This is a genomic window from Kitasatospora sp. NPDC004799, assembly GCF_040609095.1.
Lineage (GTDB): Bacteria > Actinomycetota > Actinomycetes > Streptomycetales > Streptomycetaceae > Kitasatospora.
In genome coordinates, this window is the sequence record NZ_JBEXJK010000099.1 from 1 (window position 1) to 22,699 (window position 22,699).

21 protein-coding genes are annotated in these 22,699 nt (G+C 74.9%); 7 read left to right on the forward strand and 14 right to left on the reverse strand.

Annotation, left to right across the window (positions count from 1 at the left end; translation table 11 throughout):
• Positions 1–69: 69 nt before the first annotated feature.
• Positions 70–990 carry an alpha-L-glutamate ligase gene (locus tag ABZW03_RS15385; protein WP_355257214.1) on the reverse strand — a complete coding sequence of 307 codons (921 nt, stop codon included), beginning with the start codon at positions 988–990 and terminating at the stop codon, positions 70–72.
• A 271-nt stretch (positions 991–1,261) separates the two neighbouring features.
• Here ABZW03_RS15385 and ABZW03_RS15390 point away from each other — a divergent pair, with 271 nt between their 5' ends.
• Positions 1,262–2,863 (forward strand): ABC-F family ATP-binding cassette domain-containing protein, encoded by a 1,602-nt coding sequence (locus ABZW03_RS15390; RefSeq protein WP_355257217.1) that lies wholly within the window; start codon positions 1,262–1,264, stop codon positions 2,861–2,863.
• A 9-nt stretch (positions 2,864–2,872) separates the two neighbouring features.
• Here ABZW03_RS15390 and ABZW03_RS15395 read toward each other — a convergent pair whose 3' ends face one another.
• Positions 2,873–3,460 (reverse strand): LysR family transcriptional regulator, encoded by a 588-nt coding sequence (locus ABZW03_RS15395; RefSeq protein WP_355257220.1) that lies wholly within the window; start codon positions 3,458–3,460, stop codon positions 2,873–2,875.
• A gap of 131 nt (positions 3,461–3,591) precedes the next feature.
• Here ABZW03_RS15395 and ABZW03_RS15400 point away from each other — a divergent pair, with 131 nt between their 5' ends.
• From ABZW03_RS15400 to ABZW03_RS15415, 4 genes are all read left to right on the forward strand, one after another.
• Positions 3,592–4,335 (forward strand): SDR family oxidoreductase, encoded by a 744-nt coding sequence (locus tag ABZW03_RS15400; protein WP_355257223.1) that lies wholly within the window; start codon positions 3,592–3,594, stop codon positions 4,333–4,335.
• A gap of 116 nt (positions 4,336–4,451) precedes the next feature.
• Positions 4,452–5,057 carry an ester cyclase gene (locus ABZW03_RS15405; RefSeq protein WP_355257230.1) on the forward strand — a complete coding sequence of 202 codons (606 nt, stop codon included), beginning with the start codon at positions 4,452–4,454 and terminating at the stop codon, positions 5,055–5,057.
• Positions 5,058–5,171: 114 nt separating this feature from the next.
• Entirely contained in the window at positions 5,172–5,606 is a 435-nt protein-coding gene (locus tag ABZW03_RS15410) for a universal stress protein (protein ID WP_355257233.1), read from the forward strand.
• Positions 5,607–5,709: 103 nt separating this feature from the next.
• Positions 5,710–6,240 carry a hypothetical protein gene (locus ABZW03_RS15415; RefSeq protein ID WP_355257237.1) on the forward strand — a complete coding sequence of 177 codons (531 nt, stop codon included), beginning with the start codon at positions 5,710–5,712 and terminating at the stop codon, positions 6,238–6,240.
• Between the two features lie 73 nt (positions 6,241–6,313).
• Here the strand turns inward: ABZW03_RS15415 and ABZW03_RS15420 are convergent, their stop codons facing one another.
• The 4 genes from ABZW03_RS15420 to ABZW03_RS15435 are packed head-to-tail and all read right to left on the reverse strand — an operon-like array spanning position 6,314 to position 12,000.
• A complete protein-coding gene (locus ABZW03_RS15420; protein ID WP_355257240.1) occupies positions 6,314–7,771 on the reverse strand; it encodes a carboxylesterase family protein in 1,458 nt (485 codons plus the stop codon).
• A 20-nt stretch (positions 7,772–7,791) separates the two neighbouring features.
• Positions 7,792–8,871 (reverse strand): 5'/3'-nucleotidase SurE, encoded by a 1,080-nt coding sequence (locus ABZW03_RS15425; RefSeq protein ID WP_355257243.1) that lies wholly within the window; start codon positions 8,869–8,871, stop codon positions 7,792–7,794.
• Positions 8,872–8,905: 34 nt separating this feature from the next.
• Positions 8,906–10,687, reverse strand: a complete 1,782-nt coding sequence (locus tag ABZW03_RS15430) for a glycoside hydrolase family 3 N-terminal domain-containing protein (RefSeq protein ID WP_355257246.1) — start codon at positions 10,685–10,687, stop codon at positions 8,906–8,908.
• A 50-nt stretch (positions 10,688–10,737) separates the two neighbouring features.
• A complete protein-coding gene (locus ABZW03_RS15435; protein WP_355257248.1) occupies positions 10,738–12,000 on the reverse strand; it encodes an MFS transporter in 1,263 nt (420 codons plus the stop codon).
• A gap of 257 nt (positions 12,001–12,257) precedes the next feature.
• Between ABZW03_RS15435 and ABZW03_RS15440 the strand changes: the two genes are divergently transcribed.
• Positions 12,258–12,929 carry a TetR/AcrR family transcriptional regulator gene (locus ABZW03_RS15440; protein WP_355257251.1) on the forward strand — a complete coding sequence of 224 codons (672 nt, stop codon included), beginning with the start codon at positions 12,258–12,260 and terminating at the stop codon, positions 12,927–12,929.
• Between the two features lie 54 nt (positions 12,930–12,983).
• Here ABZW03_RS15440 and ABZW03_RS15445 read toward each other — a convergent pair whose 3' ends face one another.
• From ABZW03_RS15445 to ABZW03_RS15465, 5 genes are read right to left on the reverse strand one after another with little or no spacing between them, the layout of a single operon-like run.
• A complete protein-coding gene (locus tag ABZW03_RS15445; RefSeq protein WP_355257274.1) occupies positions 12,984–13,772 on the reverse strand; it encodes an ATP-binding cassette domain-containing protein in 789 nt (262 codons plus the stop codon).
• Between the two features lie 32 nt (positions 13,773–13,804).
• Positions 13,805–14,821, reverse strand: a complete 1,017-nt coding sequence (locus ABZW03_RS15450) for an ABC transporter ATP-binding protein (RefSeq protein ID WP_355257254.1) — start codon at positions 14,819–14,821, stop codon at positions 13,805–13,807.
• A gap of 1 nt (position 14,822) precedes the next feature.
• Positions 14,823–15,692 (reverse strand): ABC transporter permease, encoded by an 870-nt coding sequence (locus ABZW03_RS15455; protein ID WP_355257256.1) that lies wholly within the window; start codon positions 15,690–15,692, stop codon positions 14,823–14,825.
• Complete coding sequence (locus ABZW03_RS15460) at positions 15,689–16,642, reverse strand: ABC transporter permease (RefSeq protein ID WP_355257259.1); 954 nt, start codon at positions 16,640–16,642, stop codon at positions 15,689–15,691. Before ABZW03_RS15460 ends, ABZW03_RS15455 begins: the two co-directional genes overlap by 4 nt.
• Positions 16,642–18,294 carry an ABC transporter substrate-binding protein gene (locus ABZW03_RS15465; RefSeq protein WP_355257262.1) on the reverse strand — a complete coding sequence of 551 codons (1,653 nt, stop codon included), beginning with the start codon at positions 18,292–18,294 and terminating at the stop codon, positions 16,642–16,644. The genes ABZW03_RS15460 and ABZW03_RS15465 overlap by 1 nt, the downstream gene beginning before the upstream one ends.
• A 146-nt stretch (positions 18,295–18,440) precedes the next feature.
• Here ABZW03_RS15465 and ABZW03_RS15470 point away from each other — a divergent pair, with 146 nt between their 5' ends.
• Positions 18,441–19,517 (forward strand): LacI family DNA-binding transcriptional regulator, encoded by a 1,077-nt coding sequence (locus tag ABZW03_RS15470; RefSeq protein ID WP_355257265.1) that lies wholly within the window; start codon positions 18,441–18,443, stop codon positions 19,515–19,517.
• A gap of 134 nt (positions 19,518–19,651) precedes the next feature.
• On the opposite strand, the gene ABZW03_RS15475 is transcribed toward ABZW03_RS15470, so the two are convergent.
• The 3 genes from ABZW03_RS15475 to ABZW03_RS15485 all read right to left on the reverse strand — a co-directional run bounded on the left by ABZW03_RS15475 (position 19,652) and on the right by ABZW03_RS15485 (position 22,621).
• Positions 19,652–20,110, reverse strand: a complete 459-nt coding sequence (locus ABZW03_RS15475; protein WP_355257268.1) for a MaoC family dehydratase — start codon at positions 20,108–20,110, stop codon at positions 19,652–19,654.
• A gap of 111 nt (positions 20,111–20,221) precedes the next feature.
• The gene (locus ABZW03_RS15480) at positions 20,222–21,730 is read right to left on the reverse strand and encodes a long-chain fatty acid--CoA ligase (RefSeq protein ID WP_355257271.1); all 1,509 of its coding nucleotides are present in this window, start codon (positions 21,728–21,730) and stop codon (positions 20,222–20,224) included.
• Positions 21,731–21,739: 9 nt separating this feature from the next.
• Positions 21,740–22,621: an amidohydrolase family protein gene (locus ABZW03_RS15485; protein ID WP_355257277.1), complete on the reverse strand. Its 882-nt coding sequence runs from the start codon at positions 22,619–22,621 to the stop codon at positions 21,740–21,742.
• Positions 22,622–22,699 lie beyond the last annotated feature (78 nt).

Here is a 22,699-nt window from a genome sequence, read left to right on the forward strand (position 1 = left end):
GGCACCGTGGACCGGCTGCCCGGCGGGCTGCCCGCGCCGATCGGGGGCACCGAGACAGCTGCCGGGGCGCTACTCGCCGAGGTGCGCGGCCACGTACGGCAGCGCCACCTGTTCCAGGCCGCGCCGGCCGAAGGCGGGGTGGACGTTGACCTCGAAGACCACCCCGCCGCTCTCGGCCGCGAGGTCCACCCCGGCGAGGTCGAGCCCCAGGGAGGCGGCCGCCGCGACGGCCGACTCCGCGAGCCCGTCCGGGAGTTCGGTGTAGTCGAGCAGGGTGGAGACGGCGCCCCGGCTCTCGTTGCAGGGCGCGTCCGGGTCCGCCTGGACGTGCTCGACCACCCGGACCACGCGCCCGTGCAGCACCACCACCCGGTACTGGTGGCGCCGCCCGTCGGGGAGGAAGTTCCGGGCGTCGCGGGCGATCAGCCAGTCCGTCCCGGTCCGCGCGTAGTGCCGCGCGGCGGCGTCGAGCTGGGCGCGGGTGGTGACGTGGAAGACGTCGTCGCCGCCCATCCCGACGCAGGGCCGGGCCCAGACGTCGCCGCCGAGTTCCGCGAAGGCCTCGGCGGCGGCCTCCGGGCTCGGAGCGGAGAGCGCGATGCTGGGCATGTGCGGCACGCCGTCCCGGACGAAGCGGGCGACGGTGAGGTCCTTCTCGGTGGCCGCCCGCCACGCCTCGGCGTCGGTGCCGAGCGAGCGGGCACCGAATCCGCGCAGCCGCCGCTGGCAGTCCTCGAACGCGCGGCGCCGGTGCGGCGGGATCTCGTAGACGATCACCGTGTCGGAGGTCACCGTCCGGCCGCCGGCCTCCAGCCGGAACCCGCCCGCGTCGTCCGCCTCGATCCGGCCGCTGCCGCCGGCCATGAAGTGCCGGGCGTCCAGCTGTACCGGCTCCCGGCCCACCAGCGTCCGCGCGGCGGCGGCGAGCACCTTCCGGCTGCCTTCGGTCGAGCTGTGATCGGTCAGGAGTACGAGATCGCGTCGGGCCATGCGGACATGCAAGCGATTGCGGCGCGGCCACGACAAGACGGCCCCGTGCGCCACCCACCGTACGGCGTGGCCGAAAACCGCGACGCCCGTCGCACCGGTGCCGCCCGCCCCGTCGGGCGGGCCCATGAAGTCGAGCGGGCCCATTAATTCGAATGCGTCTGTAGCGCCCCACCCGCTACCGTGCCCCCTATGTCTACGCCCCGAATCTCCTAGCCGACGGCCCGCTTCCACGCCACCCGTCCGCCCGCTGGAAAACTCGGAGCGTTACCCCATGATCACCACTCGTGGTGTCGACGTGCGCGTCGGCGCCCGTCTGCTGCTGTCCGACGTCACCCTGCACGTCGCCCCCGGCGACCGGATCGGCCTGGTCGGCCGCAACGGCGCCGGCAAGACCACCCTGCTCGCCACCCTGGCCGGGCAGCTGGCGCCCGCCGCCGGCACCGTCACCCGGACCGGGACCGTCGGCTACCTCCCGCAGGACTCGCGCGCCGCCGACCCGACGGCCACCGTCACCGACCGCATCCTGTCCGCCCGCGGCCTGGACGCCGCCGTCCGCGCCCTGCGCGCCGCCGAGGCGGCGATGGCCCGGGCCGGGTCGCCGGGCGAGGAGCGCCGGGCGATGGACGCGTACGTCCGGGCCGAGGCCGGGTTCCAGTCCCGGGGCGGCTACGCCGCCGAGGCCGAGGCGGCCCGGGTCACGGCCGGGCTCGGACTGCCCACCTGGGTGATGGACTCCCCCGTCGGCACGCTCTCCGGCGGTCAGCGCCGCCGGGTCGAGCTGGCCCGCATCCTGTTCGCCGACCACGGCACCCTGCTGCTGGACGAGCCGACCAACCACCTGGACGCCGAATCCGTGGCCTGGCTGCGCGGCTTCCTCGCCGCCCATCGGGGCGGGCTGGTGCTGATCAGTCACGACCTCGGGCTGCTGGCGGACACCGTCAACCGGGTCTTCCACCTGGACCCGCAGCGCGCCGCGATCGACGTCCACAACACCGGCTGGCAGGCCTACCTGACCCAGCGCGCCGCCGACGAGCGCCGCCGCGCCCGGGAGCGGGCCAACGCCGAGCGCAAGGCCGCCTCCCTGCACGCGCAGGCCGACCGGATGCGGGCCAACGTCGCCACCGCGACCACCGCCCGCAGCATGGCCCGCCGGGCCGACCGGATGCTCGCCGGGCTCGAACCCGTCCGGCAGGCCGAGCGCACCGCCCGGATCCGCCTGCCCGAGCCCGCCCCGTGCGGCCGGATTCCGCTCGGCGCGATCAGCCTCGCCAAGTCCTACGGCGGGCGGCCGGTGCTGACCGGACTGGACCTGGCCGTGGACCGCAGCAGCCGGCTCGTCGTGCTCGGCCCGAACGGGGCCGGCAAGACGACCCTGCTGCGCGTCCTGGCCGGCCGGGAGACGCCGGACTCCGGTCGCGTCGTCCCCGGCGCCGGTCTGCGGCTCGGCTACTTCGCCCAGGAGCACGACACCCTCGATCCGGCGCACAGCGTCCGCGACAACCTCGCCGAGGCCGCGCCCGTCCTGACCGACGGCGAACTGCGGCACGTGCTCGGCGCGTTCCTGTTCCGGGGCGACGACGTCGACAAGCCGGCCGGGGTGCTGTCCGGCGGCGAGAAGACCCGGCTCGCCCTGGCGGCCCTGGCGCACTCCGGCGCCAACGTCCTCCTGCTCGACGAGCCGACCAACAACCTCGACCCGGCCTCCCGCACGGAGGTCCTCGCGGCGGTCGGCACCTACCCGGGCGCGATCGTGATGGTCACCCATGACCCGGGCGCCATCGAGGCCCTCCGCCCGGACCGCGTCCTGATCCTGCCGGACGGCGACGAGGACCTCTGGCACGACACCTACCTGGACCTGGTCCCGCGCTCCTGACGCCCGGCGTCAGTCCCGGTCGGCGAGTTCGGCCAGCGCGACGGTGCCGGCGGGGCGGTCGGCCAGCGGGTCCTCGGCGGGCAGCACGACGGTGAACTCCTCGACGCCCAGCTCCCGGATCGGCCCCTCCCAGCCGGTCGGCGCCGGGCCGATGGCGAGGTCGGCGCGGCCCGCGGCCATGGCCTCCTGGAGCCGGTCGGTGTGGGCGTACTCGCGCAGCCTGATGCGCACGCCGGGGTGCCGGCGGTGCCAGTCCCGCAGCACCGGCGGGAGGATCCCGAGGCTGACCGAGTAGACGACGGCGACCTCCAGTTCGCCCTCCTCCAGGCCGGCCGTCCGGCGGGCCGCCGCCTGCAGCCGGTCGACCTCGGCCAGCGCGGCGCGGGCGTGCGGCAGGACCGCCCGGCCCATCGGGGTGAGCCGCACGGCGCGCGGCAGGCGCTCCAGCAGCGGGCCGCCGAGGGCGCCCTCCAGGGCCCTGATCTGGTGGGAGAGCGCGGGCTGGGTGACGTGCAGCTGTTCGGCCGCCCGGGTGAACGATCCGGTGTCGACCACGGTGGCCAGGTATTCGAGCTGCCTGAGCGTCGGTGTTGCCATGAACGGATTTTATCGCTGGGGTAGAAAACAAGCCTTGGACTCATCACGGGAGGCCGGGAGAGGGTCGGGGTGTGGCCGCCGCAGGAAGCAGCGGGCGGCCGAACACCCCGACGATCCCCAGGAGTTCCACCATGTCCTTCTCCGTCCCCAGGCCCGGCACCACCTCGCTCCAGGGCGAGCGGCTCGTCGTGGTCGGCGCCGGTTCCCGCACCGGGCAGGCCCTGGCCAAGGCCGCCTCGGCGGCCGGCGCCTCGCTCGTGCTGGCCGGCCCGGACCCGCGCAAGCTGGAGTGGACGGCCGGGGAGCTGTCCGGCCCGTCCGAGGTGATCGCCCTCGACCTCGCCGACGAGCGGTCGATCGCCGACTTCGCCGCGAAGGCCGGCCGCTTCGACCACCTAGTCTCGACCGCCGCGATGCCCGCCAACGGCCCGCTGCGCGAGCTCGAGGCGGCCGACGTGCAGCGGGCGTTCGCCGCGAAGGTGATCGGCCCGCTGCTGCTGGCCAAGCACCTGGCCGGGCAGGTCTCCGAGCGCGGCTCGTTCACCTTCTTCTCCGGGGTGGCCGCGTGGCGCCCGGCGCCCGCGCGCACCGTGATGGCCACCACCAACGGCGCGCTGGCCTTCCTGGTGCAGGCGCTGGCGGTGGAGATCGCGCCGATCCGGGTCAACGCCGTCTCCCCCGGCATCGTCGACACCGGTTCCTGGGACGGCCTGGGCGCCGACAAGGAGGCGTTCCTGCGCGGGGTGGCCGAGCGCAACCCGGCCCGGCGAGTCGGCGCCCCGGAGGACCTGGTGAAGGCCGTCTTCTACGTCATCGACAACCCGTACGTGACCGGCACGGTGCTGCACGTCGACGGCGGCGGCCGGCTGGCCTGACCTCCGTAGCGACCGGCCCGTCCACGCCACCGGCCGGTCGGCACCGCCGACCGGCCGGTGACCCCCTCGCGCCCCGACCCGCGGGCGCGACCACCCCGATCCGAGGAGCCGTCCCCATGCGCTCGCGCACCCTGATCCGTACCGCCGCCGTCCTCGCGGCGGTGGCCGCCCTGGCCGGCGGCACCGCCGCGGCCGCCCCCGTCCACGACGGCGGCCACGACTCCGCCCGCGACTGGCCGCAGCGCCTGGTCGACCGCACGCCCGGGCTCGTCCAGCCGAAGGCGCTCACCGTGGACCGCTCGATCGGCGCCCGGCGCGCGGCCCAGGAGGTCCACCTGGCGCAGCAGCTGTACACCTTCTGGAACACCGGGCAGCAGCGGTACCTGGACGCCGCGATCAGCCCGCGGTTCCGGGACAACACCCTGCCGGCCGGCCGCCCCCAGGGCCCCGCCGGGCCGGTCTTCGCCTCGCGGAACTTCCGGGCCGCGGTGCCGGACCTGACCTGCGAGCTGTCCGACGTCCTGATCGCCGGGGACGACATCACCGCCCGGCTGGTGTTCCGCGGCCACTTCACCGGCACCTTCGGCGGCGTGCGGGGCCAGGGCCAGCGTGTCGAGTTCAACGCCATCGACATCCAGCACGTCGGCACCGACCGGATCGTCGAGGACTGGCACATCGAGGACAACGCGACCCTGATGGCCCAGCTGGGCGTCAACGGCTGACACCTCCCGGGGCCCCGGGCCGGCCGCCGTCACCCGGGTGCCGGGCCGTGGTGGCGGCGCCGCCCGGGGGCCAGCACCGTGGTCAGGGGGGCGACGATCCACAGGACGGTGCAGATGAACGCGAACGACTCCGCGCCCCGCGTCGTGGTCGGCGTCGACGGCTCGCCGTCGTCGTACGCCGCGCTGCGCTGGGCGGCCCGGCACGCCGAGCGGATCGGCGGGGTGGTGGAGGCGGTGGGTGCCTGGGAGCCGCCGAGCCACTTCGGCTGGTCGGCGCCGGTGGTCGACCCGACCTTCGACCGGGAGCTGGCCGAGCGGCGCTTCGCCGACGAGCTGCACACCGTGCTCGGCGACGACTGCCGGGCGGAGGTCCGCCAGACCATGGTCATGGGCGACCCGTCGGACGTCCTGCTGGACGCCTCCAGGGGCGCCGAGGTGCTGGTGGTCGGCACCCACGGCCACGGCGGCTTCACCCGCGCGCTGCTCGGCTCGGTGAGCATCCACTGCGCGCAGCACGCCGACTGCCCGGTGGTCATCGTCCGGGCGTAGGGCCTCCCCTGCCCGGGGGACGACGGCGCCCTCCCCCGGGCAGGGGAGGCGGATCGTCCGCACGCGGGATCCCGCTCCGCCGCCGGCTCGGCACGCTGGAGCCGTGACGAGCACAACGATCCACCGAACCGAACGTCCCGTCCCGCGCTGGGCCGAGCGGACCGCGCGCGCGATCCCCTGGCTCGGCCTGCCGGTCTGCCTCTGGCGCCTGCCGATCGGCTTCGGGTTCCTGATGGGGATGGACCTGCCCCGCATGGAGCTCCCGCTCTGGGCCGGCGTCGGCTACGTCGGCACGCTCAGCCTCCTCTCCGAGGCGTTCGCGCTGCTCTGCTCCTGCCTGGTGCGGCGCTCGGGCGAGGTGGTGCCGCCCTGGGTGCCCGGCCTGGGCGGCCGGCCGATCCGCCCGTCCGTGGTGCTCGTCCCCGCCACCGTCGCCGGCCTCGCGCTCACCGCGCTGACGGCGGACTGGGTGCTCACCACCTTCCACCTCGCCGGCTTCGAGGACGCCCCGTACGTCAACGGCTGGTGGCGGGCGCTCGCGGCGGTGGTCAGCGGCCTGTTCGTGCTCTGGGGCCCGCTGGTGCTCGCCCTCACCTTCGCCTACTACCGGCGCCGCCGCCGGGTGGCGCGGTAGCCCGCCCGGCGTCCTCCGGTACGCGTACGGCCCGGGAGCGGCTCCGGGCCGTACGCGCGTTCTGTCGGCTTCCTCAGGGGAGCCAGATCTCCCGGACGGCGCGCAGCGGGTCGTGCTCCACCCGCGGTTCGGCGTGCCAGCGCATGGTGGCGCGGCCGTCCCGGTACGGGGGCCACCCGGCGCCCGGGGCGAGGTCGCGGACGAAGGCGACCCAGGCGCCGTGGACGGCGTCGGCCAGGGCCTGCGGCGGCTCGGCACCGAGGGCGGCCTCGACGCCCTCGGCGGGCAGCAGGTCGAAGGCGAACGGCAGGTCGAGGCAGTGGTAGGCCTGGCCGGTGCGGCCGGGGGCGCTGCCGGACCAGTCGAACTGGTAGAGCCAGGTGGGCCGTTCGCGTTCGGCCCGGGCCTCGGCGAGGGCCACGGCGGGGGCGCGGAACAGCCAGTCGGTGATCGCGTCGCCGCCCGCCGCGCCCGGGTTCTCGGCCAGGAAGCGGGCGGCCCGGCTGCCGTCTTCCAGGCCCAACGCGCCGAGCAGGCCGAGCAGTTCGCCCTCCGGCAGCGGGGCCGCGGCGACCTCATCGGCCGGGGCGGCGAACTCGTGCGCGGTGAAGCCGAGCAGCAGCGGGACGTCCGCGTCGGGAAGCGCCTCCGGTACCGGCACGGGGACCAACTCGCCGTCGGCGAACGGCGCGAGGCGCAGGGCGGGCAGTCCGTCCGGGTCCGGCCCGCCGGAGTCGAGCGCGTCCTGGAGGGCCAGCAGCTCGGTGTCGGTGGCGTCCCGGAGGGCGGCCGCCGTGGCGGGGACGCCGGTGCGGGCGGCGAAGGCCCGGCTGACCGCCTCGGCGGTGGCCCGGTCCTGCGGGGTCATCACCGCGCCGGAGGCCGAGATCGCCGCGCGGAACAGCCCCCGGGCGGCGGGGGTCGCGAGCAGCGTCTGGACGGCGCCGCCGCCGGCCGACTGCCCGGCGACGGTGACCAGGGCCGGATCGCCGCCGAAGGAGGCGATGTTGTCCCGCACCCATTCCAGCGCGGCGACCCAGTCCCGCACGCCCCGGTTGTCGGGGGCGTCGGACAGGTGCAGGAAGCCCTCGATGCCGAGCCGGTAGCCGATCGACACCACGACCACGCCGTCCCGGTTGAAGGCCGCGCCGTCGTACCAGGGGCTCGCCGCGCTGCCGGCGACGAAGCCGCCGCCGTGGATCCAGACCAGCACCGGCCGTCCGGCCGCCGGGGCGAGGTCCGGGGTGAAGACGTTGAGGTTGAGGATGCCCGCGCCCGGGACCGTCGGTTCGGGGATGGTGGTGACCTCGCCGAACGGACGGCGCTGCGCGGTCGGCCCGTACCGCGTCGCGTCCAGCACCTCGGTCCACGGCCGGGGCGGCACCGGCGCGGCGAACCGCAGCTCGCCGATTGGCGGTCGGGCGTACGGGATCCCCAGGAAGCGGCTGCTGCCGTCGGCCCGGCGCTCGCCGCGCACCGGGCCGTGGCGGGTCGGGACGACCGGGTGGTCCTGCGGTGCCGTGCTGGTCATGTCGTGCTCTCCTGCGGGCGTCACGGGCGCGGCGCCTCCTGCTCGATGTAGTGGCGGAGCCGGTTCAGCTCCTGGGGGTCGGCCGTCCGGACACCGTAGGTGCGATCGGGCGTGACGGGGGTGACGGAGACCCTGCCGTCGCGCAGCAGGGCGAGCGCGTCCGCGTCACGGACGGTCTCGGTGCAGGCCTCGCCGGGGCGGTGCTCGCACACCTCGAGCGTGATGGCGAAGCCGTCGGCGCCGACGGGCTCGTAGGCGTGCCAGACCTCGCGGCCGTGGCCGACGGTGGTCCAGCGGGCGGGCCCGGCGGGGCGGCCGCCGGTGACGTCCGGGTAGTCGACCTTGAGCGCGAGGTGCGGGCTGAACAGGCCCCGGGTGCGCAGCCCGGCCAGCAGGCGGGCGGCGAAGTCGGCGGCGGCCCGGTAGTCGGCGAGCGGGAAGAACGCGCCGCTGTCGTCGCCGGCCGAGGAGAAGGCGACGGCCGGCACGCCCTCCTCGACGGCGGCCAGGGCGGCGCCGACCGTGCCGGAGTCGTTGACCTGGGCGCTCACGTTGGCACCGGAGTTGATGCCGGTGACCACCAGGTCGGGGCCGTCCGTCCAGCCGACCCGGGCGGCGAGAGCGGCCCGCAGCGCGAGCTTGACGGTGTCGGCGGGCGTGGCGCTCGGGCTGTCCGGGCCGCAGGGCCCGGCCGAGAGGCAGACCCCGTAGACCGGGGCACCGGACGGCGCTCCCGCGCAGTCGTCCCGGTAGCCGGCCGGGAGGTCGGCGCGGTGGCTCAGGGTGAGGGTGCCGCCGTTGCTGACGGCGGTGCCCCGGCCGGACTGCACCTGCCAGGGCGCCGTCACCACGACGTCCGCCCCGGCCGCGCAGAGGGCGCGGCGCAGCTCGTAGAGGCCTAGGCCGTCGGCGTTGGAGGCCTTGGCGGCCCGCATGGAGTCGTCGTTGGTGAGCAGCACCCGCAGGCCGGCCAGCGGGCGGGCGGTGGCGGCGGACGCGGGGCCGGAGACGGGAGCGGCGGTGGCGGAGGCCGAGGCGCCGGCGGTCAGCACGGCGGTCGCGGCGGCGAGGGCGGTGAGTCTTCGGGTCCGGGGTCTCATGGGGGTCCCTTCCTGGCGGGTGGCGGGGGGGAGGTCAGAGGGAGAGGCCTGCGCCGTACGGGAAGAGCGGGTCGGCGGTGTCGTGCGGGACGTCCGGGCGGGAGGCCTCGACGGCCGCCATCGAGCGCGGCAGTTCGAAGGGCAGCCGGCCCTCGGCGCGGGCGCGGCCGAAGACGACGTCGAGCATCGCCTCGTCGCTCGCGCCGAAGTCCGCGACCACGGCGGCGGCCCGCTCGGCGATCTCCGGGATGACGGCGGGCCGCTCCAGGTTGATCAGGACGACGGTCGGCACCTCGTCCAGCACCCGGAGGATCGCGGCGAGTTCGGACTCCGGGAAGTCGAGGCGGCCGGAGTGGAACATCGACTCGAAGCGGTTCGGGCGGTACTCGTACGGGGTGAACAGCCGCAGCACCGCGAGGTCGGCCTCCCCCGGGTAGGCGGCCAACCGGCCGTAGCGGGAGACGACCGCGCGGTCGAGGCCCTCGGTGTAGAGCCAGGGAGCGGTCCGGGTGACGGGCAGGGTGCGCTCGCGGTTGACCAGGACGGTGAGCGAGCGGCGCTGGGCGGCGGCCCCGGCGGCCCGGAACTCGGCCCTGCCGACGGTCTCCTCGGCGGCGTCCGGGTCGACGTAGCGGCGGTCGTCGAAGAGCCCGAGCACGAACTTCTCGCGCAGCAGGCGCCGGACGGAGTCGTCGATCCGCTGCTCCGCGATCCGCCCCGAGCGGACGAGTCCGACCACCACCTCGGGGCACTCCTCGCCGCCGAACTGGTCGACGCCGGCGTCCAGCGCCTTGGCCGCGCGCTCGGCGACGGTGAGGTGCTCCACGCCCCAGGCCCGGGCCTGGTGCGGCTCGCCGAAGATCTCGTCGTCGGTGAGCAGCCCCCAGTCGGTGCAGACGACGCCGCCGAAGCCCAGCTCCTCCCGGAGCAGGCCGGTGACCACGCCCCGGTTGAACCCGAACCCGACCTCCTCCCAGTCGGTGCCGATCGGCTGGCCGTAGTACGGCATCATCTGCGCGGCGCCGGCCGCGATCGCGGCGCGGAACGGCGCGAGGTGCAGCTCGCGCAGGCCGCCGGGGTAGACCTGCTCCTTGCCGTGCGGGAAGTGCGGGTCCTCGCCGTCCTTCTGCGGGCCGCCGCCGGGGAAGTGCTTGACCATGGTGGCGACGCTGTCGGGGCCGAGGCGCTCGCCCTGGAAGCCCCGGATGTAGGCCTGGACGAGTTCCGAGGTGAGCGCGGCGTCGGCGCCGAAGGTGCCCATCTGGCGGGACCAGCGGGGCTCGGTGGCGAGGTCGATCTGCGGGTGCAGGGCGACCCGCAGCCCGACGGCCAGGTACTCCTGGCGGGCGGTGTCGGCGAAGCGGTGCACGAGTTCGGGGTCGCGGACGGCCGCGAGGCCGATCGCCTCGGGCCAGGCGGAGAAGGCGCCGGCCTGGATGGAGGCGCCGATGTTGAGGGTGAAGGAGTGCCGGGGGTCGGTGGAGACGGTGACCGGGATGCCGAGCCGGGTGCCGGCGGCGATCTCCTGCACCGCGTTGTGCCACTCGGCGAGCTGCCGGGGGCCGGCGGTGCCGACCAGGTTGAAGTGGTTCAGGCCCTGGCCGCGGATCAGTCCGGTGGTGTCGGCGGGGAAGTCGGCGTCGGGCCCGTCCGCCGCCTCGACCGGGCGGCCGTCCGGGTTCATCGGGATCATGGTGTGGAAGAGCAGGCCGGCCTTCTCCTCCAGGGTCATCCGGGCCAGCAGGTCGGCGACCCGCTCGTCGACCGGGCGGGCCGGGTCCTGGTACGGGTGGACGGCGGTGGCGGTGGTGTGCACGGGGCGGAACTCCTGGGTGGTGCGGGGGTGTCGCGGTACGGGAAGACGGCTCAGCGGACGGTCCTGATCGGGGCCACGGCGAGCGCCCCGGCGAGGATGATCAGCGCGCCGACCAGGTAGAGGGCGTCGTAGCCGGCCAGGCCGACCACCAGCGAGGCGACGAAGGGGGCGATGATCTGCGGTCCGGCGTTGGCGATGTTCAGCACGCCGAGGTCGCGGGCGGCGTCGTCGGCGCTCGGCAGCACCAGGGTGACCATCGCGGTGTCCACGACCATGAAGCAGCCGAAGGCGACGCCGGCCAGGGCGGTGTAGACCAGCATCCCGGTCCAGTCCGGCATCAGCACCGGGACGGTCATGGTCGCGGCGGCCAGCACGCAGGAGACCGCGATCAGCGGCTTGCACCGCCCGAGCCGGTCGGCGAGCCAGCCGCCGAGGAGGGTGGCGGCCAACGTGCAGACGGCGTCGATCGGGGCCAGCACGGCCTGGGCGCCGGCCGCGTCCAGGTCGCCGGGCAGGTCGATGTGGTCCTGGAGGATGTAGTACTGGAACAGCGAGACGGCGAAGAAGCCGAGCATCATCAGGAACCGGCCGATGAAGGCCCAGCGGAAGTCGGCGACCCGCAGGGTGTCGGCGAAGGCGGCCAACTGCCGCCGCAGCGGCGCGGGTTCGACGGCCGGCAGCCGCTCCTCGCGGACCACCGCGACGAACAGCACGGCCGCAACGGCGACGGCCGCGCCGAGCACGAGGTAGCCGGTGCCGAGCGAGTCCGGCACGTAGCGGGTGGCGAGGGTGACGCCGACGACTGAGCCGATCGGGGTGCCGATGCCGACCATGGCCGAGGCCAGCCCGCGCCGCTCGGCGGGCACCTGGTCGGGCACCACGGCGGTGAGCGCGGCCTGGTAGACGTTCATCGCGGCCTGGACCAGGCACCAGACGATGGTGACCAGCAGGACGGTGCGGACCTGCCCGAGCAGCGCGAGGGCCGCGAAGGAGGCGAGGCCGCCGCCGAGGATCCACGGGTTGCGGCGCCGGGAGCGGTCGGAGAGCAGGCCGGCGAGCGGGTTGAACAGCGTCGCGAAGACGGCCGCGACGCCGGAGACCCAGCCGAGGGCGGCGACCTTGCCGTCCGGGTCGACGAGTTCGATCTGGGCGGGCAGCAGCACCTGTCCGATGCCCAGGTAGACGAGGTACAGCGCGGCGTTGCCGAGGGTGAGCATCGGTAGCAGGCGGCCGATGCGGCGGCGGCCGCCGGGAGTCGGGGGCGGGGCCTCCTGGGGCCTCGGGGCGCCGACAGCGCTGTCGGTGGTGGTCATGCCGGTTACTCCTGGGCCGCTGGTCCCGCGGGGCGGGTACGTGGGGAGGGGGAGCCCGGAGGACGGCGCGGCTCGGCTCCGGCCGGGGGCCGGGTGGGGCCGGCCGGGCGGCTCGGAGCGCCGTCTCGGGGTGCGCAGACAGCGAACCACGAAAACCGAGTAGGTAGTAGGTTTTCAACATGTGACCCAGGCCACAAGATCACGGACGGCCCGTCGCGGTGGCCGATCGGCCCGCTCCGGTGACTAAGGTGACAGGCATGGACGTCAAGGACGGGTCTACGGCCCGGGGCACGGGCAGGGGTTCGGCACGCGGCACCTACGCGGTGGGCGACGAGCGGCGCTCGCGCATCCTGGACACCGCCGTCGAGCACTTCGCCCAGTGGGGCTTCCACGCCACCTCGCTCGCCCGGATCGCCAAGGACGTCGGCATCACCCAGGGCGGGCTGCTGCACCACTTCCGCACCAAGGAGGCCCTGCTGGTCTCGGTGCTGGAGGCGAGCGACGAGCACGACACCGAGCGGTTCTTCGCCGAGGAGTGCGCGACCGTCGCCGAGTGGTTCCACCGGCTGCTCGGCCTGAGCGCCCACAACAGCCGCCGGCCGGGCCGCACCCGGATGTTCAACGCCCTGGTCGGCGAGTCCGGGGACCCGGACCATCCGGCGCACGCCTTCTTCGCCCGCCGCTACCGCACCCTGGTCGCCTACGCCGCCCAGTCGCTGCGGCGGGGGGTGGACAGCGGCGAGCTGCGGCCCGACACCGACTGCGAGTCCGAGGCCCGGCAGCTGCTGGCGGTCATGGACGGGCTGCAGCTGCAGTGGGTGCTCGACCCGGAGTCGGTGGACATGACCGAGCAGCTGCGCCGCTACCTGGACCGGCTGTACCGAAGCCTCGGCACCGCCGGCGGCGCCCTGCCCCCGGCGGCCGGGTAGCCGGGCCCCTCCCCCCACAGCAGGGGCCCGGCGGCTCGGAGTCGGCCGCAGGCGTCAGGCCGACGCCCTCCCTTCGGCGATCCGCCCCGGATCCCAGCCCCGGCGGGGCACCGAGTCCAGCAGCAGCCGGGTGTACGGGTGCCGCGGTGCGGTGAGCACCCGCGGGGTCGGCCCGGCCTCGACCACCCGGCCGTCCCGCAGCACGACCACCTCGTCGGTGAGGTGGCGCACCACCGCGAGGTCGTGGCTGACGAACAGGAACGCGATTCCGGACGCGCGGCGGATCCCGGCGAGCAGGTCGAGGATCTGCGCCTGGATGGACACGTCGAGCGCGGCCACCGCCTCGTCCAGGATCAGCACCCGCGGTTCGGCGGCCAACGCCCGTGCGATGGCCACGCGTTGGCGCTGCCCGCCGGAGAGGCGGCGGGGCAGGGCCGCGGCCTCGCGCTCGCCGAGGCCGACCTGGTCGAGCAGCTCCGCCACCCGCCGGCGGCGCCGCTCCCGGTCCCACCCGAAGTGCAGCCGCAGCACCTCGTCCAGGCAGCCGCCCACGGTGATCCTCGGGTCCAGCGAGAGGTACGGGTCCTGGAAGACCAGCTGGACGCCGCGGGCGTGGGCCAGCCGCCCGGCGCGGCCGGACGGGCGCACCGAGCGGTCCGCGCCGTCCAGGTGGACGGTGCCCGCGTCGGGCCGCTCCAGCCCGACGAGCATCCGGGCGGTGGTGGTCTTGCCGCAGCCGGACTCCCCCACCACCCCCAGCGAGCCGCCCGGCGGGAGGCGGAAGGAGACCCCGTCCACCACCGTCCGGGCGCCGAAGGCCTTGCAGAGGCCCTGGACCACCAGCCCGGTCGACCCGCTCGACCCGCTCGACCCGCTCACGACAGGATCCCTTCGTCGGCGCGCAGACAGGCGGCGAGGGTGTCGCCGTACGGGCGCAGGTCGGGCCGCTCGACCGAGCAGCGGTCCTCGGCGAACGCGCAGCGCGCGGCGAAGCCGCAGCCGGGCGCGGCCTCGGCGAGCGAGAGCGGGCGGCCGGGGATCGGCCGGGGCGGCGGGGCGTCCGGATCGATCCGCGGGGTGCAGGCGAGCAGGCCGGCGGTGTACGGGTGGCGCGGGTGCGCGAACAGCTCGTCGGTGGTGCCGGTCTCGACGATCCGCCCCGCGTACATGACGTAGATGCGGTCGCTGACGGCGGCCGCGAGCTCCAGGTCGTGGGTGACGAAGAGCAGTCCGGTGCCGCGCTCGGCCTGCAGCCGGGTGAGGACGGCGATCACCTCGGCCTGGGTGGTGACGTCGAGGGCAGTGGTGGGCTCGTCGGCGACCAGCAGCTCGGGCTCGCCGGCCAGGGCGGCGGCGATGACCACGCGCTGGAGCATGCCGCCGGAGAACTCGTGCGGCCGGCGGCGCAGCGCGCCGTGCGGGTCCCGGATGCCGACGGCGTCGAGGAGCCGCACGGCCGTGGCGGCGGCCTGGTCGGCGGGAGTGCCGGCGGCGCGCAGCCCCTCGGTGAGGAACTCGCCGATCCGGTGCAGCGGGTTGATCGAGGCGCGCGGGTCCTGGAAGACCATGGCGGCCCGGCGGGACCGGTGCTCGCGCAGGGCGGCGCGGTCCAGCGTGAGCACGTCGCGGCCGCGCACCCGGACCTGGCCCTCGGCGCGGGAGCCCTCGGGCAGCAGGCCGAGGACGGTGCGGCAGGCGACGGACTTGCCGGAGCCGGACTCGCCGACCAGCCCGACCGTCTCGCCCGGTGCGACGTGCAGCGACACCTCGTCCAGGATCGGCCGGGCGGCGCGGCCGGCGGGCAGCCGGACGCTCAGCCGGTCGATCTCCAGCAGGGCGGTGCCCGGCGGCGGGGTCGGCGCCGGCGGGGTTTTCGACAGTGCGGAGGTCATCTCAGCGCTCCCGTCTCGCGAGCCGGTCGGCGATGCCCTCGCCGACGATGCCGAAGGCCACCACGGCCAGCACGATGCACACCGAGGGCGCGAGCGCCGGCAGCATGGCTCCGCGTTGCAGCGCGGACTCCCCCTCGTTGATCATCGCGCCCCAGTCGGCGGCCGGCGGCTGGGCGCCGAAGCCGAGGAAGGACAGCCCGGCGAGGTCCATCAGCGCGTAGCCGAAGTTGATCGCCGACTGCGCCAGCACGGTCGGGGCGATGTTGGGCAGCAGGTGCCGGAGGCAGATCGTCCAGCCGGACCAGCCCTGGACGCGGTAGGACTCCAGGTACGGCCGGGCCTTCTCCTGCCGGGCCAGGCCGCGCACCAGGCGTCCAACGTACGGGGTGTAGGCCAGGGACATGGCGATCACGGGGGTGGTCAGGCCCGGTCCGCCGACGGCCACGAACATGATCGCCAGCAGCAGGCCGGGGACGGAGAAGACCAGGTCCAGCAGCCGGGACAGCAGGGTGTCGACCCAGCCGCCGCGCCACCCGGCGACCGTGCCGAGCAGGATGCCGAGCACCGTGGAGAGGCCGACGACCAGCAGCGGGCCGAGCAGGCCGGTGCGGGCGCCGTACAGCAGCCGGGAGAGCACGTCGCGCCCCGACTGGTCGGTGCCGAGCAGGTGGTCGGCGCTGCTGCCGGCCAGCGGGGCCCGCAGGTCCAGCGCCTCCGGGTCGTGCGGGGCGATCAGCGGCGCCAGCGCGGCGGCCAGCACGAGCGCGCCGAGCAGCAGGACGGCGGCGGTGAACAGGGGGCCGCCGCCCGGTGCCCGCAGCCGGCGCAGCAGCGGGCGCCGGGTGGGTTCGGTGAGTGCCGCGGCGGTCATGCGGTGTCTCCCGGGGCGAGCGCGACCCGGGGGTCGATCAGCGGCGCGAGCAGGTCGACGAGGAGGTTGACCAGGACGAAGCCGAGGACGATCAGCAGGGTGACGGCCTGGACGACGGGGAGGTCCTTGGCCGTCACCGACTGCACCAGCAGCTGGCCGACGCCGGTGACGTTGAAGGCCGTCTCCACGATCGAGGTGCTGACCAGCAGGCCGGCCAGCGTCGTCCCGCCGACGGTGACGATCGGCCCGAGGGCACCGCGCAGCACGTGCCGGCGGATCACCGCGCGTTCGGGGACGCCGCGGGAGCGGGCCACCTCGACGTGCTCGCGGGCGAGTTCGTCCAGCATCGCCGAGCGGGTCACCCGGGCGAGCAGCCCGGCCAGGGTCAGGGCGAGGGCGAAGGCGGGCAGCGTCAGCTGGTGGAGCCGGCCGGCGAGTCCGGTGCCGGTGGAGCCCGGGCCGGGGAACCAGCCGAGCTGGACGGCGAACAGCGAGACCAGGCCGATCGCGGTGACGAAGGGCGGGGTGGCGGTGGCCACGCCGGTGCCGATCAGCACCAGCCGGTCGAGCGGGCCCCGGCGCAGCGCGGCCAGGGCGCCGGTCAGCACGCCGCCGACGCAGACCAGGACGGCCGCGTAGCCGATCAGCAGCGCGGTGCCCGGCAGCCGCGACCCGAGCAGCGCGGTGACGTCCTGGCGGAACTGGATCGAGCGGCCGAAGTCCCCGTGCAGGGCGCCGCCGAGCCACTTCAGGTACTGGACGAGGAACGGGTCGTCCAGGTGGTACTGGGCGGCGATCGCGGCCCGGGCCTCCGGGGTCGCGGGATGGCCCTTGAGCAGGAAGGACACCGGGTCCCCGGGGGCGAGGTGCACGGCGCTGAAGACCAGGAAGGAGGTCACCAGCAGGACCGCCGCCAGCCCGAGGAGCCGGCCGAGGAGGTACCTGGTCATCAGCGCGCGGAGCCGATCGTCGCGGCCCAGGGGTAGTAGAGCTGGGCGATGCCGGCCGGGGCGCCGGTGATCCGGCTGCCCAGGAAGACGGAGAACGGCGCCTCGTAGAGCGGGATCGAGGGGAGCTCGCGGACGGCGATCCGCTGGAGCTCGGCGGTGAGGTCGGACCGGGTGGCCACGTCCGAGGCGGCCACGGCCCGGTCGTACAGGGCGTCGAACTCGGGGTTGGACCAGTTGGCGTAGTTGCCGAAGTCGCCGGTGTGCAGGGACTGGTAGAACTCCAGCGGGTCCGGGGTGTTGTCGTAGCCGTTGGTCAGCACCAGGTCGATGCCGGCCCGGGCGGCGGGGTCGGTGAACAGCGTCGAGTAGGCGTCCGGCGAGACCGGCTTGAGCTCGACGTCCAGGCCGATCTGCTTGCCGGCCGACTGGACGGCGTTGCCGACCACGCTGATCTCCGGGGCCAGCGAACTGGTCGCCATCACCACCTTCCTGCCGGTCGCCCCGGCCTCCTGGACGAGCTTGCGGGCCCCGTCGACGTCGTGGACGGGCGCGGGCAGGGCGGCGAAGTAGCCGGCGGTGCGCTCCGGGGCGAGCGCCCAAGCCCCTTGGGCGGCCGGGGCCTTGGTGGGGGTGCCGATGCCGCCGGCGGCGGACTTGACGATCCCGTCCCGGTCGATCGCCATCGACAGCGCCTGACGGACCTTCAGATCGCCCAGGGTGCCGTGGAGATCGAGCACCGCGAGGTCGGCGGCGGCGGTGTTGGGGCCGAAGTAGACCTTGCCCTGGGAGGAGCCCTGGATCTGCACCAGCGAGCTGGACGGGACCATGTAGCCGCCGTCCACGGCACCGGAGAGCCAACCGCTGGCGCGGGCGGCCGCGTCGGCGACGAACACGAACTTCACGCTGTCGGCCTTCGGGGCGAGCGAGGCGTCCCAGTAGGCGGCGTTCTTCTTCAGCGTGATGCTCTCGCCCTGGGACCAGTCGTCGATCGCGTACGGGCCGGTGCAGTTCACGCCGCCCTTCGGGCTGCCGTAGTCCTTCCCGGCCTTGGCGAGGGAGGCGGCGCTCTCGACGGTGCCGGGCGAGGCGGCGAGCAGTTCGTCGAGCAGGACGTCGGGCCTGTTCAGCCTGACGGTGACCTCCAGCGGGCCGGACCTGCTGATCGAGGCGACGTTCTTGAAGGCACTCGCCCAGGAGGAGCCGGTCTCCGGGTCCATCTGCCGGTTGAGCGAGGCGACCACGTCGTCGGCGGTCATCGGCGTCCCGTCGTGGAACCGCACGCCCTCGCGCAGGGTGTACACCCAGGTCAGCGGGTCGGGGTTGGCGGACTTCACGGCCAGGCCCGGCTCGATCCTCAAGTCCGGGGTGACGCGGAAGAGTTGCTCGCAGACGTTGGCGAGCACGGTGTTCGGCGGGTAGTCGAAGGCGAGCGCGTAGTCGAGCGACTGCGGCTCCGCGTAGAGCGACCAGGTGAACGACGGAACCGTCCCCTTGGCGGCCGGGGTGAGCGCGGTGACCTGGTCGCCGGCCGGGCCGGCGGCCCCGCCGTGCTCGGGCGAGGCGCCGGAACAGGCGGTGGCGGTCATCGCGAGCAGCAGGGCGCCGGCGGCGATGCGGGTGGTGGATCTGGAGTGGCGCGGGAGAAGGCGCACGGAGGCCCACCCCTTTCCGGGTCGTGGGGCTGGGAGTTGCAGTGGAGTATTGATGCGGGAACGTTCCTTCACAAGGCTTTGCGGGAACGATTTTTCAGAGGTCGCGACTACTGACGAACCGCCCTCCGGACTGGCAGCATCGGCCCATGACCGACACCCCTCGCCGCGGCGACCCGGCCGCCACCCCCCGGATCCGCCTGGTCGACGTGGCACGCGAGGCCGGCCTGTCCAAGACCACCGTCTCCGCCGCGCTCAACGGCACCGGCCGGATGTCCGACACCGTCCGGGAGCGCGCCCGGGAGGCCGCCCGCCGCCTCGGCTACCGGCCCAACGCGACCGCCCGGCTGCTGCGGGCCGGCCACGCCCGGCTGATCGGCTACGCCGTCGGCGAGTTCGCCCGCGACCCCGGGTCGTACATGGCCTCCCCGTACTTCGCCCAGCTCACCAGCGCCACCGCCACCGCCGCCCTCCAGCGCGGCTACGCCCTCGTCCTGCTGCCCGCGCGCTGCGGACCGGACGAGTGGGCCGACCTGCCGCTCGACGCCGCCATCGTCGCCGACCCGCTCGACGACGACCCGCTCGTCGAGGACTTCATCGCGGCCCGCGTCCCGCTGTTCACCGACCGCTCCGTCGAGGGCCGGCCCGGCACCCACTGGGTGGACGTGGACGCCGACGGCGCGGTCCGCGAGGTGCTCGACCACCTGCGCGGCCAGGGCGCGCGGCGCACCGCCGTCGTGCTGCCGGGCACGGTGACCCGCTTCCACTCCGCCGTCACGGACACCTACCGGCGGTGGTGCGGCGAACACGGCGCGGCGCCCCGGCTGGTGACCACCGACGGGCCCGGCGACGGCCCGGTGGTCGGCGCCGTGGAACGGCTGCTGACCGGCCCCGGGCCCCGGCCGGACGCCCTGTTCGTCCTCGCCGAGGCCAGCCCGCCGCTCGTCCTGGACGCGGTCCGGCGGGCGGGGCTCGGCGTGCCCGACGACCTGCTGCTGGTCTGCGCGAGCGAGGACGCCTCCGCCGCCCACACCCATCCGCCCGTGAGCACGCTCAGCCTCCAGCCCGCGCTCGTCGCGGAGAAGGGCATCGAGCTGCTGATGGCCGCCCTGGAGAGCGGCAGCCGGGAGCCGACCGGCGCCGTCGTCCCGACCCGCCTGGAGGTCCGCGCCTCCAGCTCGGCCGGAGCGGGAAAGCTTCGGTCAACCGGGGCGGTGCGGCGGTGAGTTGAGGCGGCACCCGGCCGTGGCGGTGCGGGCGCCCGGGAGGCTCCGCACGCTGCCACGCCGACGCCCCGAAGGGGGCTGTCGCTGCGACAGCGGCTGCCCCCTTCGGGGTTGTGGTGCTCGGGCTGCGGCACTCAGGCGTAGAAGCGGTACACCGCCTGGGCCACGCAGGCGGGCTTGGCGGAGCCGTCGATCTCCACGGTGAGGTCGACCACGACCTCCACGCCGCCGCCCTTGACGTCCTCGATCGAGACGATCGCGCCGTGGGCGCGGATCTTCGCGCCGACCGGCACCGGGGCGGGGAAGCGGACCTTGTTGAGGCCGTAGTTGACGGCCATCGAGACGCCCTCGACCACCAGCAGCTCGCTCCAGAGCGGGATGAGCAGCGAGAGGGTGAGGTAGCCGTGCGCGATGGTGCCGCCGAACGGGCCGCCCTTGGCCCGTTCGACGTCGGTGTGGATCCACTGGTGGTCGTCGGTGGCGTCGGCGAACAGGTCGACCCGGGGCTGGGCGATCTCCCGCCAGGCCGTGTGCCCGAGGTCGGCGCCGGCCTGGGCCCTGATCTCCTCGATGCCGTGGACGGTGGTGGACATGGTGGTGCTCCTTGTCGAAGGTACGAAGGTTCGAAAGTCGGAGGTGCGGAAGTCGGAGGTTCGAAAGTCGGAGGTGCGGAAGTCGGAGGTGCGGAAGGGAGACGGGAGGGCTCAGTCGGAGAACTGCGCCCGGATCGGGCCCTTGAGCAGCTTCCCGGTCGCGTTGCGCGGCAGTTCGGGCGCGAGGACGACGGACTTCGGGATCTTGTAGCGGGCCAGCCGCCCGTCCAGGTGGGCGAGCAGCTCGGCGGGTTCGGCGGCGGCGCCCTCGCGCAGGACCACCACGGCCCGCCCCACCTCGCCCCAGACCGGGTGGGCCACCCCGATGACGGCGCACTCGGCGACGGCCGGGTGCTCCAGCAGGACGTCCTCGATCTCGGCCGGGTAGACGTTCTCCCCGCCCGAGATGATCATGTCCTTGACCCGGTCGACCAGCCGGACGTAGCCCTCCGCGTCGGCCGTCGCGATGTCGCCGGAGCGGAACCAGCCGCCGTCGCGGAAGGACTCCGCCGTCGCCTCGGGCAGGTTCCAGTAGCCGGGGGTGACGTTGGGCCCGGCGACCAGCACCTCGCCCGCCTCCCCCGGCGCGGCCTCCCCGCCGAGCGGGTCGACCACCCTGACCTCGGTGAAGAAGTGCGGCACCCCGGCGGTGCCGGCGTGCGCCCGGGCGTCGGCGCGGTGCAGGATCAGCGCGCCCGGCGAGGCCTCCGTCATGCCGTAGCCCTGGACGAAGTCGAGGCCCCGGTCGAGGTAGGCGCGCGCCGTGCGGGCGGGCACCGGGGCGCCGCCGCAGAGCAGGTTCCGCAGGCTGGACAGGTCGGCCCGCTCCCAGGCCGGGGCGGCGGCCACCGCGTCGTACATGGTCGGCACGCCGAACATGCAGGTGACCCGGTGGTGCTGGATCAGCTCCAGGGTCCGGCCGGCGTCGAAGGCGGACTCCAGGACCACGGTGCCGCCCTTGAGCAGCACCGGCAGGCAGCTCATGTTCAGCGCGCCGGTGTGGAACAGCGGTGCGCTGACCAGGGCCACCTCCTCGCTCGTGAGGTCGGTGTCGACCAGCACGTTGAGGCTGTTCCAGAGGATGTTGCCGTGGGTGAGGACGGCGCCCTTGGCCCGGCCGGTGGTGCCCGAGGTGTACATGATCAGGCAGGGGTCGTCCGGGCCGACCTCCTCGTCGATCGGCTCGCCCGACGCGGAGGCCAGCAGCTCCTCGTACGCCGCCCCTTCCGCCTGCCAGACCTCCACGCCGTCGGCCAGCAGCCCCACGGTGTCGCGCGGCTGACGGGCCGCCAGCAGCAGCGAGCTGCCCGAGTCGGCCAGCTGGTAGCGGAGTTCGGGCACGGCGAGGCGGGTGTTGAGCGGGACGAAGACGGCGCCCAGCAGGCCGGCGGCGAACAGGGTCTCCAGGTAGGCGGGGTGGTTCGGGCCGAGGAAGGCCACCCGGTCGCCGCGCCGGACGCCCGCCTGCCGCAGCGCGTGCGCCAGCCGGGTACATCGCTCGTGCAGCAGGGCGTAGTCGACGGCCGCGCCCTCGTGGACCAGCGCGGTGCGCCGGGGGGTGCGGCGGGCGCGACGGGCGGGCCAGGAGCCGATGCCCTGGTTCCGTACGGCGGTGCGCATCGGCTCCCCTCACTTCCCGTCGTCGGCGGGCGCCAGGCCGAGCAGCCGGGCCGCGTTCTCCTTGAGGATCTTCGGGCGGACCTCGTCCTTGATCGGCAGCCCGGCGAAGTCGGCGAGCCAGCGGTCCGGGGAGATCAGCGGGTAGTCCGAGCCGAACAGCACCTTGTCCTGGAGCAGGCTGTTGGCGTACCGGACGAGCTGCGGCGGGAAGTACTTGGGCGACCAGCCGGACAGGTCGATGTACACCTGCGGCTTGTGGGTGGCCACCGCCAGCGCCTCGTCCTGCCAGGGGAAGGACGGGTGGGCGAGGACGATCCGCATCCCGGGGAAGTCGGCGGCGACGTCGTCCACGTCCATCGGGTTGGAGTACTTCAGCCGGATGCCGCCGCCCCCGGGCGCGCCCGCGCCGATCCCGGTCTGGCCGGTGTGGAAGACGGCGATCGCGCCGGCCTCCTCGATCGCCTCGTACAGCGGGTAGGCGAGCCGGTCGTTCGGGTGAAAGGCCTGGATGTTCGGGTGGAACTTGAAGCCCCTGACCCCGAACTCCTCGACCAGGCGGCGGATCTGGCGCACCGCCGCCTTCCCCTTGTACGGGTCCACCCCGGCGAAGGGGATGATCACGTCGGGGTGCTCCAGCGCCGCCTCGGCGATCTCCTCGTTCGGGACCGGTGGGGTCCCGGTGGCGGACTCGGCGTCCACCGTGAAGACGACGCAGGCCATCCTGCGCTCGCGGTAGTGGGCCGCGATCTCCGGCAGGGTCGGGTGGCGGTGCCCGGCCTTGAAGTACGCGCCGGCGGCGGCGTCCAGCTCGGCCGAGAGCGAGGCCCCGCCCTTGGCGGAGACCTCGGCGTGGGTGTGCACGTCGATCGCGACGAGCTCGTCCGGGTTCATCCTCGGGGCGTTCACCGGGCGGCCGTTCGACGGCACCCTGGAGTCGCACCGCCTCGGGTACGTGCGGATCTCCACCCT